At 60.8% G+C, this 16,009-nt stretch carries 10 protein-coding genes and 4 pseudogenes; 11 read left to right on the top strand and 3 right to left on the bottom strand.

Annotated elements, in window-relative coordinates:
* Positions 1–5: 5 nt before the first annotated feature.
* The 6 genes from ACZ2GY_RS07135 to ACZ2GY_RS07110 all read left to right on the top strand — a co-directional run bounded on the left by ACZ2GY_RS07135 (position 6) and on the right by ACZ2GY_RS07110 (position 6,963).
* Complete coding sequence (locus ACZ2GY_RS07135; protein WP_171587291.1) at positions 6–1,259, top strand: aminotransferase family protein; 1,254 nt, start codon at positions 6–8, stop codon at positions 1,257–1,259.
* Between the two features lie 120 nt (positions 1,260–1,379).
* Positions 1,380–2,810 (top strand): IS1380 family transposase, encoded by a 1,431-nt coding sequence (locus tag ACZ2GY_RS07130; RefSeq protein WP_471673351.1) that lies wholly within the window; start codon positions 1,380–1,382, stop codon positions 2,808–2,810.
* 265 nt (positions 2,811–3,075) lie between these two features.
* Positions 3,076–4,152, top strand: a complete 1,077-nt coding sequence (locus tag ACZ2GY_RS07125; protein ID WP_471673350.1) for an extracellular solute-binding protein — start codon at positions 3,076–3,078, stop codon at positions 4,150–4,152.
* 2 nt (positions 4,153–4,154) lie between these two features.
* The gene (locus tag ACZ2GY_RS07120) at positions 4,155–5,036 is read left to right on the top strand and encodes an ABC transporter permease (protein WP_171585940.1); all 882 of its coding nucleotides are present in this window, start codon (positions 4,155–4,157) and stop codon (positions 5,034–5,036) included.
* Entirely contained in the window at positions 5,033–5,857 is an 825-nt protein-coding gene (locus ACZ2GY_RS07115; protein ID WP_171585941.1) for an ABC transporter permease, read from the top strand. The genes ACZ2GY_RS07120 and ACZ2GY_RS07115 overlap by 4 nt, the downstream gene beginning before the upstream one ends.
* A complete protein-coding gene (locus ACZ2GY_RS07110) occupies positions 5,854–6,963 on the top strand; it encodes an ABC transporter ATP-binding protein (RefSeq protein ID WP_216607345.1) in 1,110 nt (369 codons plus the stop codon). Before ACZ2GY_RS07115 ends, ACZ2GY_RS07110 begins: the two co-directional genes overlap by 4 nt.
* Positions 6,964–7,125: 162 nt before the next feature.
* On the opposite strand, the gene ACZ2GY_RS07105 is transcribed toward ACZ2GY_RS07110, so the two are convergent.
* On the bottom strand, positions 7,126–8,010 hold the full coding sequence (locus ACZ2GY_RS07105; protein ID WP_171585942.1) for a LysR family transcriptional regulator: 885 nt from the start codon (positions 8,008–8,010) through the stop codon (positions 7,126–7,128).
* A 196-nt stretch (positions 8,011–8,206) separates the two neighbouring features.
* Here ACZ2GY_RS07105 and ACZ2GY_RS07100 point away from each other — a divergent pair, with 196 nt between their 5' ends.
* The 5 genes and pseudogenes from ACZ2GY_RS07100 to ACZ2GY_RS07080 form a co-directional block, all read left to right on the top strand.
* Positions 8,207–9,427, top strand: a complete 1,221-nt coding sequence (locus tag ACZ2GY_RS07100) for a CoA transferase (RefSeq protein ID WP_171585943.1) — start codon at positions 8,207–8,209, stop codon at positions 9,425–9,427.
* Positions 9,424–10,629 carry an acyl-CoA dehydrogenase family protein gene (locus ACZ2GY_RS07095; protein WP_171585944.1) on the top strand — a complete coding sequence of 402 codons (1,206 nt, stop codon included), beginning with the start codon at positions 9,424–9,426 and terminating at the stop codon, positions 10,627–10,629. Before ACZ2GY_RS07100 ends, ACZ2GY_RS07095 begins: the two co-directional genes overlap by 4 nt.
* Positions 10,630–10,884: 255 nt before the next feature.
* A pseudogene (istA, locus tag ACZ2GY_RS07090) lies at positions 10,885–12,475 on the top strand (IS21 family transposase).
* Positions 12,472–13,180: pseudogene (locus ACZ2GY_RS07085) on the top strand (ATP-binding protein). The pseudogenes istA and ACZ2GY_RS07085 overlap by 4 nt, the downstream one beginning before the upstream one ends.
* Positions 13,181–13,373: 193 nt before the next feature.
* Positions 13,374–13,731, top strand: a pseudogene (locus ACZ2GY_RS07080) (leucine zipper domain-containing protein); the annotation flags it as partial.
* A gap of 134 nt (positions 13,732–13,865) precedes the next feature.
* Here the strand turns inward: ACZ2GY_RS07080 and ACZ2GY_RS07075 are convergent.
* Both ACZ2GY_RS07075 and ACZ2GY_RS07070 read right to left on the bottom strand, forming a co-directional pair.
* A pseudogene (locus ACZ2GY_RS07075) lies at positions 13,866–14,251 on the bottom strand (CoA-transferase); the annotation flags it as partial.
* Positions 14,252–14,373: 122 nt separating this feature from the next.
* Positions 14,374–15,576: a thiolase family protein gene (locus ACZ2GY_RS07070; RefSeq protein ID WP_171585945.1), complete on the bottom strand. Its 1,203-nt coding sequence runs from the start codon at positions 15,574–15,576 to the stop codon at positions 14,374–14,376.
* Positions 15,577–16,009: the final 433 nt, after the last annotated feature.

Raw genomic sequence — 16,009 nt, 5'->3', positions numbered from 1 at the left:
CAACAATGTCCCAGAACAACGCGCTGTGGAGCGCTCAGGCTCATATGCCGACCGTGCTCGCCAACCCCCAGACCGTCGTCGCCGAAGGCGACGGCGCCTACATCGTCACCAGCGATGGCGACCGTCTGCTCGACGCCGCCGGCGGCCTATGGTACGCCAACGTCGGTCACGGCCGCGACGAGATCGCAGAGGCCGCCGCCCAGCAGATCCGCACCCTCGAGACCTGGCACATCTTCGGCCGTTACGCGAACCAACCGGCGCTCGACCTCGCAAACAAAATCGCCACCTTGGCGCCATTCGACGACGCCAAGGTGATCTTCACCAGCGGCGGCTCTGACTCAGTCGACATGGCGCTCAAGCTTGCCCGACGGCACTGGCAGCTGCAAGGGCAGCCCGAGAAGCTCACCATCGCCTCCCGCAAAGACTCCTACCACGGCCTGCACGCCTACGGCACGAGTGTGGCCGGTCTCGCCTTCAACCGGGACGGATTCGGTCCGGGCACCCTGATACCGGAGACGCTGCTCGTCGACCAGTGGGACATCGAAGCTGCAGAGCACAGCATCCGTGAATCTGGCGGGGAGAAGATCGCCGCGTTCATCACCGAGCCGGTCATGGGTGTCGGCGGACTCGTGCCTCCTCCGCCAGGCTATTTCGAGCGGATCAAGGAGCTCGCCAAGGAGTTCGGCTTCCTCATCATCGCCGACGAGGTCATCACCGCGTTCGGCCGTCTCGGTACCTGGACGGCATCGGAGCGCTTCGACCTCAACCCCGACATGATCACCTTCGCGAAAGGCGTCACCTCCGGCTACCTGCCCCTCGGCGGCGTGATCGTCGCTCCCAGCGTGTCCGGGCAGTTCTACGACGGTGCCGACGCTCCCATCCTCCACCAGGGCCTCACCTACGCCGGCCATGCCACGGTTGCGACAGTCGCGCTCAAGAACCTCGAGATCATCGAGCGGGAGGACCTGCTCGCACATGTCCAAGAACTCGAACCGATCCTCGCTGATGAGCTGGAGCAGCTCCGCGACCACGAAGGTGTGAAGGAGGTGCGCTACATCGGCCTCATGGGAGGAGTCGTCCTCGCAGACGGCATTTCTGGGCTCGACGTCGTCTCCGCACTCGAGGGCCGAGGCGTACACCTGCGGAACCTGCCCAACAACATCCTCCAGATCTCGCCCCCATTCATCGTCACCGGAGACGAGATCCGCATCATCGTGCGCGGTATCCGGGAAGCACTCGACTCGGTACTGGCGCGCTAACCCTATGGTTTCATCGGGTGGCCGTTGATGGGCGTGTTTAAAAGGCGAAAAGGTGCTCCGACAAGGGAAAATAGTGGTGTCTAAGCCAATTTATCCCGGTCGTGAAGGAGCACCTTTTCGATGCACCACTCTACCCCTGTTTTCCCGGCGGTTCCCGTTATTTTCAGTGGCCAGTCGCTGATCTCCCACGCCGGAGTCAGCGTCCTGACCGGCTTCATGGACGCACTGGGTTTCGGCAGACTGTGCGAGGACAGACTCGGCCAGTTCGTTCCCTCCGGCGCACGACACCGACCCGGCCGGCTGGTCGGTTCACTGGCCGCGATGCTCGCCGCCGGAGGCGAGCACGCCTCCGACCTGGACATCCTTCGTACCTCTCCCAAGGTTTTTGGTCAGCTGCCCTCAAACGCGACCGTCTCCCGATTCTTCGAACGCACCGTGGTCAACCCCGAGCTGTTCAGCTACGGATTCGAAACCCTGACCAGGGAACTGCGCACCCGGGCCTGGAATGCCGCCGGGAACCGGAACCCGGCCCTGACCGCGACCGCCACGGACCCGCTCATCATCGACATCGACGCCACCTTGGTGACTTCGCACTCGGACAAGGAAAACGTCGCCGGCACCTACAAACGCGGCTACGGGTTCGCCCCCTTCATCGCCAGCGTCGATTACGGCACCGGTAAGGGTTCCAAGGAAATCCTGGCCGCGGTGCTGCGGCCCGGCAACGCCGGAGCGAACAGCGCCGAGGACCACATCCGGGTCTTCCACACCGCCGTAGCCCAGCTGCCCGACGGGTTCTACGACGGAACCGGGACCCTGACCGGGCAGAAGGTGCTGGTCCGCACCGACAGTGCCGGTGCCTCCCGGAAGTTCCTCTGGCACCTGCACAACCTCGGCGTGCAGTTCTCCACCAGCTATACCCTGCCGTTCGGCAAGGCGCACATGATCGACTGGATCAGCGACAAACAGCACTGGCAGCCGGCCCTGGACCAGACCGGAAACGACCGCACCGATGCGTGGGTCATCAACGCCACGGACGTCATCGGGCTCACCGACTACCCTCCGGACACCAAGCTGTTCCTGCGCGCCGAGCCGCTGCACCCCGGAGCGCAGCCGAGCCTCCTCGATACAGATGGGCACCGGATCACCGCGTTCCTGACCAACTCACCGCGCTGGCACGGACCCTTCCTCGACGCCCGGCACCGCGCCCGCGGCCGGTGCGAGAACCGGATCAAGACCCTGAAAAACACCGGCCTGGGCAAGCTGCCGTTCTACGACTTCGCCGCGAACCAGGCCTGGGCAAACATCGCCACACTGGCTTTCAACCTGATCTCCTGGATCCAGCTCACCGCCCTACCAGGCAGTCACCACGCCAAAGCCTGGGACATCAAACGCTGGCGCTACCGGCTCTTCGCGACCGCCGGGAAAATCATCACCCGCGCCCGCCGCAACCAACTCCTCCTACCGGAAACAGCGCCGGAAAAGGATCTCCTGAAGCTGCTCCTGATGAACATCGGGCGCCTGAAACACGCCCCGCCAGCTGCTCCAGACTGAGCGTGCTCCCGTCCCGTCCCGACGACAAAACCACCACCGGAAGTGGAACCGGCGCCACACCAGGCGATACAACAGGCCACACCACGCTGCCCGGAAACAGAAACAACCACCGATCCATCCGCCGGCACGAACCAGCGGCCCTCACCGGCCACCGTGAAAAATCGGGGCTAACGAACATAGCCCGACCTATGTGGTTCGTCGAGCTTCTCCACATATCAATCAGGCCCTCATCGATGCGGGCCCCAATCAAGGAAAAGGGATACAGATGACAACAAGGAATGTGCAAGGAACCAAGGTTGTCCTCGCGATGGCCGGAATCGCAGGACTACTGATTACTAGTACGGGTTGCGGCTCATCGGGGAGTGCAGACAGCAACGGCACATCAGGCAATATCGTCTTCGTCGGCTATGGCGGGGAGACACAGGAATACCAGCTCGAATCATTCGGCGATCCTTTCACCGAGGACAACGACGTTACTGTCCAGAGCGACTCGCCGATCGACCTTGCCAAGCTGCAGGCGATGGTCGAATCCGAAAACGTGACTTGGGATAGCGTCATTATGACCCCGGCTGGAGCGAATCAGCACTGCGGGACGCTCCTTGAAGAGTTGCCTCCGGAGCTGACCGAGGGCACAAAGTTTGCGGAGGGCGCCACTGGCACCGACTGCAGCATTCCTTTCTACTTCTCGCAACTCATGTTCGTTTCCAACAATGAGACCTATTCAGGTGAGAAACCCAGTACTATTGCCGACTTCTTCGATTTCGAGAAGTTCCCCGGGAAGCGACTGCTTCCCCCGGAGTTCGACACTGGAATGATGGAGCTCGCACTCCTTGCAGACGGCGTGAATCCTGATGATTTGTATCCGCTGGATATCGACCGAGCGCTTGCGAAATACGATTCGATTCGCGAATCCCTGGTGTTTGCCGAAAGCTATGGTCAGTTGGGGCAGTCGATGCTGGATGGCTCGGTCGATATGGCGCTGACCCCTGAGTCCCGCTTCGGCTACCTCCTCCGCGACGGCGGCGACTGGTCAGCGGTGTGGGACGCGACCGTCGTGTCGGCAGATCAGCTCGCAGTGCCGAAGGGCTCCAAGAGCGCAGACAAAGCATTCGGGTTCCTGCAGTCGACGCTCGACTCCGACCGTCAGGCCAAAGCCTCAGAGTTGACTGGTCGAGGCGCCATTGTCGCCGATGCCGATCCTGACTTCGACGAGTTCCAAGGGCAGGCAGTCATCTTCGCGGACCTGGACCAGCGTGGTCGCGCAATCTACTTCGACGGAGCCTGGTGGGGAGAGAACCTCAAGCAGGTAACCGAGCAGTACACTGCCTGGCAGATCGGCTAATCATGACCGCTCAGATTTTGAGCATCCCAGGATCTTCCAAGTCGCGGTTTCGCACGGGCGGGGTGAGTGCCGGAGGTCTCGCGATTCCGGCTCTCATCGCCCTGGGTGTGTTCTTTGTCTACCCGATTACCCTGATCGTCTGGCTCTCATTCACTAGCCCAGAGATCGGATTCGGCCACTACCTCAGTCTGCTCACCGACGGCGTTACTGTGACAGTGATGCTGCGCACGATCGCAGTTGGGCTCATTGTTGGTCTGGCAACTCTCATCATCGGCTATCCATATGCATATTCGATGACTGTCGTCTCGCCGGGGTGGCGGACGGTCATGATGACTATGGTCATGCTGCCATTCTGGGTAAATATCATTGCCCGGACTTTCGCATGGTTCATCTTGGAGAGCCGCGGTGGGTTGATCGATCAGTTCTTCCAAGCCCTGGGGATCAACGGCGTTGTCCTGCTTAACACATGGGGCGGAGTCGCAATTGCCATGACGCAGGTCATGCTGCCGTTTATGGTGCTCCCGCTCTATACCCAGATGAGCACCATCGACCGCGGCCTCCTGCGGGCTGCAGGGAGCCTCGGAGCAAAGCCGGTTGCGTCCTTTGCCCGGATTTACATGCCACTCAGCCTGTCCGGCGTGATGAGCGGTTTCTCCCTGGTTTTTGTGGTGGCTCTCGGTTTCTACATCACCCCTGCGCTCTTGGGTTCGCCCGATCAGGCGCTACTATCGCAGATCATCGCCACTCGGGTACAGAAGTTGCTCGACTTCCCCGGGGCCGGTGCCGCGGGGATGCTTCTGCTCGTCGTCACGCTGATCATCCTCGGTGTTTTGAACTGGCTCGTTCGGCAGGCCAATCCGCTCATGAAGCGAGGTGCCGCATGACTGTGAAGCATAATAGCGTCTCTTTACGGGCACGCCGCCAGCCAAATCTCCCGATTTGGTTGCGGGCATGGAACGTCGTCGTGATGGCGCTTCTGATCCTGCCGGTGCTAATCGTGATCCCCATGTCCTTTTCGGACGCGCGAAACTTCTCGTTCCCACCAAAGGGCTTCTCACTGCGCTGGTACGAGAACTTCTTCACCTCGGCGAAGTGGACGGATTCGCTCTTCACATCGCTGCAGGTCGGCATTCTGACTGCGGTACTGGCGACCGTGCTCGGCACTCTCGCAGCAGTCTCGATCGCAAGGATGTCACCCAAGTTCAGTGGCTTCCTCTCGGGCCTGTACATGGCCCCCATGATCGTTCCGGGCGTGATCTTCGCTGTCGCAATTTATGCTGTGTTTTTGCGATGGCAGCTCGTCGGAAGCCTGTTCGGGTTCGTCGCGGCCCATACCATGCTGGCCCTGCCGTTCGTAATCACTTCCGTCTCCTCTAGCCTGAGCGGATACAATCCCGGTCTCACCACCGCGGCGTCATCTCTCGGCGCAGGACCCGTTCGCGCGTTCCTCACGGTCACTCTGCCGCTCATCCTCCCTGGAGTTGTCAGCGGGTTTGTCCTGGCGTTTGTCACCTCATTCGATGAGTCGGTGGTCTCGCTATTCCTGCAGACCCCCAACTTGGAGACCCTCCCCGTCAATATGTACAACGCAATCGCGACCGAGATCGACCCGACAGTCTCTGCTGCGGCGACCCTCGTCATCCTGGTGACCACGATTTTGGTCGTACTGGTCCAGGTCGTGCCTGGACGCAATAAGAGAAAGTGAATCAGCAACTGATGCAAAAGCTCGAGCATGAGCAGGCGATCACCGTCAGCAACGTGACGATGCAGTACCCATCTTCCACCGCGCTGGCGCTCAACGACGTCTCCCTAGAGATCCAACCCGGCGAGTTCATGTCCTTTTTGGGCCCGAGCGGATCAGGGAAAACTACTTTGCTTTCGCTAATCGCAGGTTTCGTCAACCCTTCATCCGGGACGGTGAGCATCGGAGGCAACCAAATCGATGGCCTCAAACCGCATCGTAGAGACCTCGGCGTGGTATTCCAAAACTACTTGCTGTTCCCGCACATGTCGGTGTTCGACAATGTCGCCTACCCTCTGCGGCAGCGCAAGATGGATAAGAGCCAGATCCGAGAGAAAGTCACCCGTGCTTTGGCGCTCGTTCGGCTCGACCCTTATGCCGACCGGCTCCCGAAGGAGCTCTCGGGCGGCCAGCAGCAGCGTGTCGCATTCGCACGAGCGATCGTATTTGATCCCCGCGCATTGCTGATGGATGAGCCTCTTGGCGCACTAGATAAGAATCTCCGAAGCGAAATGCAGCGGGAACTAGCGAGGATTCATCGCGAGCTGGGAATGACATTCGTCTTCGTGACGCACGATCAGGAGGAGGCGCTCGTGCTCTCTGATCGCATCGCTGTGTTCAACGATGGCCGTATCGAGCAAATCGGGACCCCCGAGGATCTCTACTATCGACCTTCCTCCCTTTTCGTCGGACGGTTCCTAGGCGACTCCAACGTATTCAGTGGGAAGATCGATGTCGAGACCTCAACATTCATTTCCCCAGCGGGAAGTGCGTACCTAACGCGTGAGGAACTGGAGAAAACCGACGCGAACGTGATGATCGTACGCCCTGAGGCAATCTCCATCGCACCGAAGACGGACACGAACACGGATGGGTTCGAAGCCGCAGTACGGGAAATCGTATTCACCGGATCCAATGTCACCGTATACATGGAATTCGGCGACGGGACTCCGGGCATTGCAAAGCTCACAATGAGTGAAGCCTCGAAGCTAGCTGTCGGGCAAGCGGTGACCGTTTCCTGGGATCAATTACGACAGCATCTCATCCATGATGACGGGCTCACCAGTTGACCGCTCGCTGGAGAGGCTCGGCGTTCTCGAATCCATTGGCAAGAATCGCTGCGCGGGGGTGCCTACGGTTTGGTTAACTCTTGACCTGAGAGAACCAGAATATGAAGTGGGTCGCAAAGGCGGATTTCGTTGGGGCGTCCGCTGGCTGGTGAGGAGTGCTAGTCAGAGCGCTTCCTCAGCAAGTTCGAGGATAGTTGCGAGTGCGGGGTTGTGTGAATCCTCCCGCCAGGCCATACGCAGCAACACGTCTTCGAATGGGTTGGCAATTGGCAAAAATGAAAATTCCTGATTGTGAGTGTTGGTGGCGACCGAAGAGATAGTCAGGTGAACGCCGACTTCTGCTGCAACGAGAGCAAGTGCGGTCCACGTGTCCGGCGCGACTTGTGCGACAAGCGGGTCGAAGCCTGCGGCATGGCTGAGTCGGATCAGTCGGTCAGTCAGTACTGAGCCCGGATGCGGGGGCAGAGTTACGAAATAGTCGGTGGCGAACTCTTTCATAGCTGCGGACTCTGAGCTGGCCAAGGGGTGGGTGGTTGGAACGGCAACAACCAACTGCTCCTTGATGAGGACACGTGACCTGATGCCGGCCGGGAGATAGTCCCAACGACCTATCGAAATGTCAGCTTCGTTGTCGATTAAGCGATTAATTGCTGGTTGCGCAAAGTTTTGGCTGGCGAGCTCAAGGGTTAAGTTCGGGTATTTGATCTTCGCGGCTCGGGAGAGTCGACCTACGAGTACCTCTGTCGATGCGCCGGCGAATGCAATGCTCACACAACCCAAGGACCCATCTTGAGCTGCGTATACGTCGTGTGCAGCGCGTTTGACCTCGTTTAGGATGCGTCTGGCGGGCCCAAGTAGTGCCTGGCCTGCCACTGTGATTGTCACGGACCTTGTGGTGCGGCTGAACAACTCGACCCCAAGTTCCTTCTCCAGAGACTTGATCGTGCGGCTGACCGGCGGCTGGGCAAGGTGAAGCCGTTCTGCCGCGCGGCCAAAGTGAAGCTCCTCGGCAACTGCCACGAAAGTTCGAAGATCCTGGATTTCCATACCCGAATAATAGCAAACGGTGCATATATACAAACAGTTTTATTCCGATCAAGTACAAAGTCAGTAGAACCGAAGCAGCCGATATATAACTCATATGTATCAATGCCGCGCTTATTAGTATTTGACTCGCAGTAATACGACTGCCAGGATGAAGATTACTCACGCAGCACAACGAGAAACAGTATCGAGGTAGAAAGTGCGAGATCGCAGCATACTTGAGGAAGCATTCACCCGTTCCGGGCGAGGCCCACTGAGCGGAGTGGTCGTCGCAGACTTCGGACGTGTGCTGGCAGGACCTTACTGCACCATGATCCTCGCCGATATGGGAGCCACCGTTATCAAGGTGGAAAGCCCAACTGGTGATGAAACTCGAATGTGGATGCCACCGGTCTTTGAAGGACAGTCGACGTATTACCTCTCCGTCAATCGGAACAAATTCTCCGTCAAGCTCGACTTCAACAATGCGGAAGACCTCGATGTTGCGCGGGAACTTGCGGTGCGAGCAGACATCGTCATCGAGAACTTCAAGCCTGCCGGCCTCGAAAAGTACGGACTGGACTATGAGAGTGTCTGCGTCAGCAACCCGTCAGTGATCTTCGCCTCGATCACGGGTTTCGGCACAGCGGGTGGGGCACACCTTCCTGGCTATGATTTGCTTGTCCAGGCAGCCTCGGGACTAATGAGCCTCACAGGTAGTCCGGAAACCGAACCTTTCCGGGCTGGCGTCGCAGTCGTCGACGTTTTCACCGGAATGCATGCTTGCATTGGCATCCTCGCCGCACTCAACCACCGGCAGGTGACCGGTGAAGGACAGCGGGTCGAGGTCAACCTAATGAGTTCGGCGCTCTCGGGCCTCGTGAACCAGACCGGTGCCTACGCCATCGCCGGTGTCGTGCCGAGTCGCATGGGTAACGAGCATCCCAGCATTTATCCCTATGAGCCTATAGCGACCGGCGAGGGAGACATCGTTCTGGCGATCGGCAATGACCGGCAATTCCGGGTGCTCTGCCGGGAGCTCGGAATGCCAGAACTCACGGAAGATCCCCGATTCGCGCTGGCGCCTGACCGCAGCCGGAATAGGCTAGAACTGCGCCCCCTGCTCGAGTCGGCGCTCTCGCGAGCGACCGCGTCCGACTGGTTCGAGCGTCTCACAACGGCAGGTATTCCGTGCGCACCTATCCGGGACGTCGCGGGTGGCATACAATTCGCCGAGCGAATCGGCTTGGAGCCGATCATCCGGGCAGGCTCAGACACCCATTCCACTCCCGGCATCCGCAACCCCATCACTTTTTCGCAGACCCCGGCGACCTACGACAAGGCGCCGCCCGCGCTTGGCGAGGATACGCACCTTATTCGGCGCTGGCTGGCAGGCTCACCGGCTTTCTCTTCGATCTCAGTAGAGGAAGCAACAGCATGAAGGGACTCATCAGTTCGAACGTGAAGGCGGACTTCTATGAGGTCGCCGACTACCTCAGCGATGAGGACCGCGCCCTCGTGGTGAAGATCCGTGCGTTCGTGGATTCTGAGGTCACCCCGGTGATCAACGATTACTGGGAACAGGCCGACTTCCCGTACCAAATCCTTCCCAAGCTCGGAGAGCTCGGAATCATCGGCTCCGCAATCGAAGGGTTCGGCTGCGCAGGTCTGACCAGGTTGCAAGCGGGCCTCGTCGCCATGGAACTCTCGCGTGGCGATGGCAGTGTGAACACCTTCAATGCGGTGCACTCCGGCCTCGCGATGGGGACGATCGACCTCCTGGGCAGCGAAGGGCAGAAACATCGCTGGCTGCCGCAGATGGCGCGGCTCGAGAAACTCGGGGCATTCGCCCTCACCGAGCCGGACCACGGCTCAGACTCCGTCGCGCTCGAATCCAGCGCGCGCCTCGAGGGTGACCACTATGTCCTCAATGGCTCCAAGCGCTGGATCGGCCTTGGTCACGTCGCCGATCTCGTGATCATCTGGGCGCGCGACACTGCAGACGACAGGGTCAAGGCATTCATGCTGGAGAAGAACCGGGACGGCAGCTACCCCGAGGAGTACCAAGCTGAGGCCATTCAAGGGAAGATCGCCAAACGGGCAATCCAGCAGGCACAGATCACCTTCAAAGACCTGCGGATTCCGGTCGAGAACAAACTCGAGAAGTCGCAGTCCTTCCGCGACGTTGGAGCGGTGCTGAACCGTACGCGCAGTACCGTGGCATGGGAAGCGCTGGGGCACGCAACCGCCGCGTACGAAGCCGCTGTGCAGTACACGTCGGAGCGCGTCCAGTTTGGCAGCCCAATCTCGCACCATCAGCTCGTTCAGAACAAGCTCGCCAACATGCTCGCCGATCTCACAGCAATGCAGCTTGTCTGCTTCCGAGCTGGCGCGCTTCAAAACGAGGGGCGTCTGAGCAACGAGCAGGCGTCGCTCGCAAAGATGTTCACTTGCGACAAGGGACGCCAGCTGTGCCGCGATGCACGGGATCTGCTCGGTGGGAACGGTCTGCTGCTCGAGTATCACGTTGCTCGTCACCTCACGGACATGGAGGTCGTCCATACGTATGAGGGAACCGACTTCATTCAGTCCTTGATCGTGGGCCGAGAGATCACAGGCGTCTCCGCTTTCAGAGGTAGGTAATCGATCTGCAATGAGAGAGCGCATCGCAATCGGTGTGCCAGCTGCCCGGTGCTGTGACCGCTTAGCGCCTAGCTGTACCCGGCCAAGACGTTGGTAGCTGAATATTGGCTTCCAAGGGAGCCACCTGTCGTGCGCTTCAGAGCCACCTGCCCAGATCACGGACGTGTCGTTTAGAGCCACGATTGGTGTGGTTGAGAGCCACCTGAAAAGCTCCTCCCACCATGTGATGGCCACGTGGTGGGAGGAGTACCGGTAATGGTACGGAAGATCAAGGCGAAACTTGTCTTGCAGTTACGAAATCAGGGTTTGTCAGGCAGGTCGATCGCCTCGGCGCACATCGCACGCAATAGCGTCCAGGCGGTGCTCGATTGCAGCGGACCGGCTGGGCGTCGTCTGGGATGACGTCGCGGAGCGGTCGGAAGCCGAGGTGTATGCGGCCGTGTTCCCCGGCCGCGGCGTTCATGAGAGCGCCTTCGCGCAGCCGGACTGGCCCCGGGTTCACGCTGAGTTGGCCCGGGTCGGGGTGACGTTGAAGCTGTTGCACCAGGAGTATGTCGACGCAGCGTCAATGGCGCAGGCAACGATGAGCTATGACCGGTTCTGTCGCCTCTATGGCGAACACGCCGCCGTCTCGGGGGCGACGTCAAGGGTCGGGCACAAGGCCGGCCGCAGTATCGAGGTCGACTGGTCCGGACCCACGATGCAGCTGTTGGATTCGACGACGGGTGAGCTGTCGAGGGTGTATTTGTTCGTCGCGTGCCTGCCGTTCAGCCGGTATGCGTTCGTGGAAGCGAGCCTGGACATGAAGCAGGAGTCGTGGCTGCGCGCCCACACGGCGATGTTCGCGTTCTTCGGTGGCAGCGTCCCGCGCCTGGCCCCGGACAATTTGAAGACCGGGGTGATTTCCCACCCGAAGGAGGGCGAGGTCGTGCTCAACGACGCTTACCGGAAGATGGCGGCGCACTACTCGGCCGCGGTCCTCCCGGGCAAAGTTCGCCACCCTCGAGACAAGAGTGGTGCCGAGAACACGGTTTCCCATGTCGCGACCTGGGTCATCGCCGGCCTCCGGCACGAGCAGTTTACGTCGCTGGCGCAGCTGCGCCTGCGGATCCGGGAACAGATCGATGCCTATAACCGGGAGCCGTTCCAGAAACGTGACCGGTCACGCCTCAGTGTGTTCACCGCGGAGGAGAAGCCGTTGTTGCAGGGGCTGCCGGCGGCCCCATTCGAGATCAGCACGTGGGTCTATAAACGCAAGGTGAACCCCAACGCTCACGTGGTTTGGGCGAAGAACTTCTATTCCGTCCCTTTCAGCCATATCGGCGCCCTCGTTGACTTGCGCGTGACGGAGACGATGCTGGAGGTTTACCGGCGTGACGAGCGCCTGACCAGCCATTTGCTGCTGCCGGCCACGGCCAGCAACCAGTATCGGACGAACGAGGCGAACCTGCCCGAGGGGCGCAGCTTCGAGGCCTGGGACCGGGGCCGGATCGAGGAGTGGGCGGCGCGGGTCGGACCTGCGACGGCGGCAGTGACAGCCAAGATCTTCGAGACCGTGTTCATCGATGAGGCTGGCTTCGACGCGGCGCTGGCGGTGCTGAAACTGTCGCGCCGATTCTCCCCGGCACGCCTCGAAGCGGCCTGCGCGCTGGCGCTGCGGGGCCCGATCCGCTCACCCCGCTATGCGCACCTGCGGCCGATCCTCGACACCGGACAGGACAAAACCGGGCACACCCCCGAGCCCGAGCCGGATGATGGCGGTTATGTTCGCGGCGGCGCCTACTACGCCGGAGGCACCCGACGAGCGTCCTGGATGGGGAGACCAAACGCAAGCTCCGCGAGATGAACGCCGGCGAGCTGGTGGAGGCCATCGACCTCCAAGACGACACCCTCAGCATCAGCTTGTCGTTCGAGGAACGGGTCCGCCTGGTCGTCGACGACGCCTACTCCACCTTCATGCACTCGAAAGTGGACGGGCTGATCCGACGGGCGGGGCTTCGTTACCCCAACGCGGGCCTGCGGCGCATCGACCTGCTCGACGAGCGCGGCCTCAACCGGCAGCTCCTGACCCAACTCGGGACCTGCTTGTTCGTCACTCGGCAGCAGAACGTCGTCTTCCAGGGGTTCACCGGGTCGGGGAAGTCGTATCTGGGCTGCGCGATCGCGAAACGCGCCTGCGAACATCGGATCCGCGCCCATTATGTTCGGATGCCCGACCTCGAAGAGGCCTGGGTCGCAGCTCAAGACACCCCCGGCGGCGCCGGCAAGTTCCTCCGGAAATACGCTACCTTCACCCTGCTCGTCATCGACGAGTGGTTACTTGATCGGCCGACGGAATCGATGCGGACGATGTTGCTGGAGTTGATGGAGCGCCGTTACGGCGAGACGTCGACGGTGTTCTGCACCCAGTATCAGCAGAAGGACTGGCATCACCGCCTCGGCGCCGGCGTCCACGCCGACGCCATCATGGACCCGCATCATCCACAACACCACCTGGGTCGACACCGGTACCTACAACATGAGGGAGCAGACCGCCCTGGCCAGCGCCTAACGATGAGGTCGAGGGCCAGTGGCTCCCAAGCACACCACCACTGGCTCTCTTCCGCACGATCGGTGGCTCTGAAGCGCAAGATTGAGTGGCTCTCAAGGCATCAAATACTCAGGGCGGCGAGTCTGGTTGAACGAGGGAGAACCTCCGAGTGTGATGTGGCTTGTCTAAGGCCCACTTCAACTCGGAGGTTCTCGTGTTCCACCGTAATGCCCGTCTAACTGTCCATGGCCGCAGGCTGATCGTCGAGCGGCATCAGGCCGGATGGAAGCAGGCCCACATCGCCGCGGCGATGGAAATTTCCCGCAAGTGCGCCAGGACCTGGATCGTCCGTTACGAGGTCGAGGGCGAGAGGCCTGGAGACTCGGTCCTCACGGCCGCACACGATGCCTACCCGGACCGCGCCCGAGGTCGAGCAGAAGGTCCTGGCTGCCCGGACCAAGCACCGGCAGGGCCCCGACCTGCTCGGGCCGAAAATCGGCGTCGCGGCCAGGACGGTCTCGAGAATACTACGCCGGCACGCGATGCCCTGCCTCCGCGATTGCGACCCGATGGCGCCGGTGGCGAGGTCCAAACCCGCCCCACGGCGGGAAAGGCGTCCGGTGCGCCGATGTGCTTGGCAGGCAGTCGAAGCCATAATTGGGCCGAAGTTACCCGCATCCTTGCAGCAAATGAGATTGCCGAACCTGTCCGCCTTCAGGGCCTTGATCAGGAAAAAGTCAAGGTGGATAGGACTTTCATTACATATCTTCTGCCGTCCATGACGCAGGTTCCTTCCCCTCGGCGAGGATGGTTCCGTACCCGGCGGGGTGAGGAACCCACCGATTCCGGCTTCAGTGGTACGGATCCGTTCAGCGAAGTTGCCCTGTGGGGCCAATTTCAGCTCAATTTCCCCCGCCCGGTATTTGGTGCGAACAGTTGCGAGTCCGACTGGCGTGGAGATGAACAAACCATCTTGGTTACCCGTCCCGCGCCGATCAGTGCGGCCAGCGCGGACCGTCCGTTGCCAGCATCGTTGTTGACAACGGTCAGGTTGCCCGGACCCCGGCGCAACAGCGCTTCGATGAGTTCCACCGGCTATCCGGCGTTATGGAGCCTGTCGATCAGGACAGTGGCGCCGTCGTGGATCCCAGCAACTGTTTGGTCCACGTCCGGGTAATAGTAAGCACTGCTGTTCTCCCTTGGTGTGTTCCGTTTCAGGCGGAGACGTTCTCGAGCACGACGGCGAGTCCCTGTCCGACGCCGATACAGATGGCGGCGACGCCCCAGCGCTCCCCGGTGAACTGCAGGCTGCGGGCCAGGGTACCGAGGATCCGGGTACCGGACGCACCCAGCGGATGACCGATCGCCACCGCGCCACCGTGGCGATTAACGATATCCGGATCGATTTTCCAAGCATCAATGCAGGCCAAGGACTGTGCCGCGAAGGCCTCATTGAGTTCGATGGCGCCGACCTGGTCCCAGCCGATCCCGGCCTTATCCAGTGCGCGGTTGGCGGCTTCCACCGGGGCGAACCCGAAGTACTGCGGATCGGTACCGGCGGCACCGCGGCCTGCGATACGGGCAATCGGGGGCAAGCCGAATTTCTCTGCGGCACCCTCGCTGCCGAGGAACGCCGCCGATGCCCCGTCATTCAGAGGCGAGGCATTTCCCGCGGTGACGGTGCCGGCGGAAGATCCCTCCCCTGCCGGCCGGAAAACCGTGTTGAGGGCGGTTAGCTTCTCCACGGTGCTGCCGGGACGGATGGATTCGTCACGAGTGACGTCGGTGCCCGGAACAAAGGTGACCAGATCATCGAAGAAACCTTTGCTCCAGGCGGCGTCGGCCAGCCGGTGCGAGCGGGCAGCGAAAGCGTCCTGGCGCTCCCTGGTGATGTTGTACTTTTGCCGCAACTGTTCGGTGGCCTCGCCCAGAGAAACTGTCCATTCGGCGGCCATAGCAGGGTTAACTAGGCGCCAGCCCAGGGTAGTGGAAACAAGCATTTGGTTCCCCGCGGGGTAGGGCTTTTCTGTCTTGGGCAGCACCCACGGCGCACGGCTCATAGATTCAACCCCACCGATCAGCACCACATCAGCATCTCCTGCATTGATCTGCCGCGACCCGATAATCGCGGCGTCCAAACTCGAGCCACAGAGACGGTTCACCGTGGTGCCGGGGATCGAGGTGGGAAGCCCCGCGAGCAGAGTGGCCATCCGGGCAACATTCCGGTTTTCCTCCCCAGCGCCGTTGGCATTGCCCAGAATCACCTCATCGACCTGCGCAGGGTCCAGCTTCGGGACACGGCCTACCGATTCGCGCACAACGTGTGCTGCAAGGTCGTCGGACCGAACTCCCGCCAGCCCTCCGCCGAACTTCCCAAAGGGGGTACGGACAGCATCGTAGATATAAGCCTGTTTCATATCAGCTCCGGTTGACTGGCGTTGGCACAACATTCGGTGTTCACTCACCGAACTTTAGTGCGTAGCGTGAACAATATGTTTAGTGTTGTAGTGTCAAGTTTTGGACCACTTGGAGCCGTCTTGAAGGCTTAAGTGGTGCTGATGGTTCCGGCGAGGAAACTGCAGCTTGATGCCCCCCGTGACCTCGGAGGGAGTTCTGGATCATATGCGCCGGTTGCCCCAACCAGGCGGAACTTTCACCGTCCCGCCACCCTTCCCAGATTGCCTGCTGCTGCTCCGTCGTGAGCTCCACACGCACCTCCACCCACTCATACAGCCAAGTGGTGGTGCGTTGACCGGTTGAGACCACCATTCCTTGCTGAGATAACCGCCGGCGACGTTTTCAAAGTCCATGCTCTTACTATGTCTGCCGCGAACTGCGACACGGGAGGTG

The organism is Arthrobacter sp. KKT183 (genome assembly GCF_055657625.1).
The sequence above is the reverse complement of the archived record's forward strand: the minus strand, read 5'-3'. Positions and strand labels throughout refer to the sequence as shown.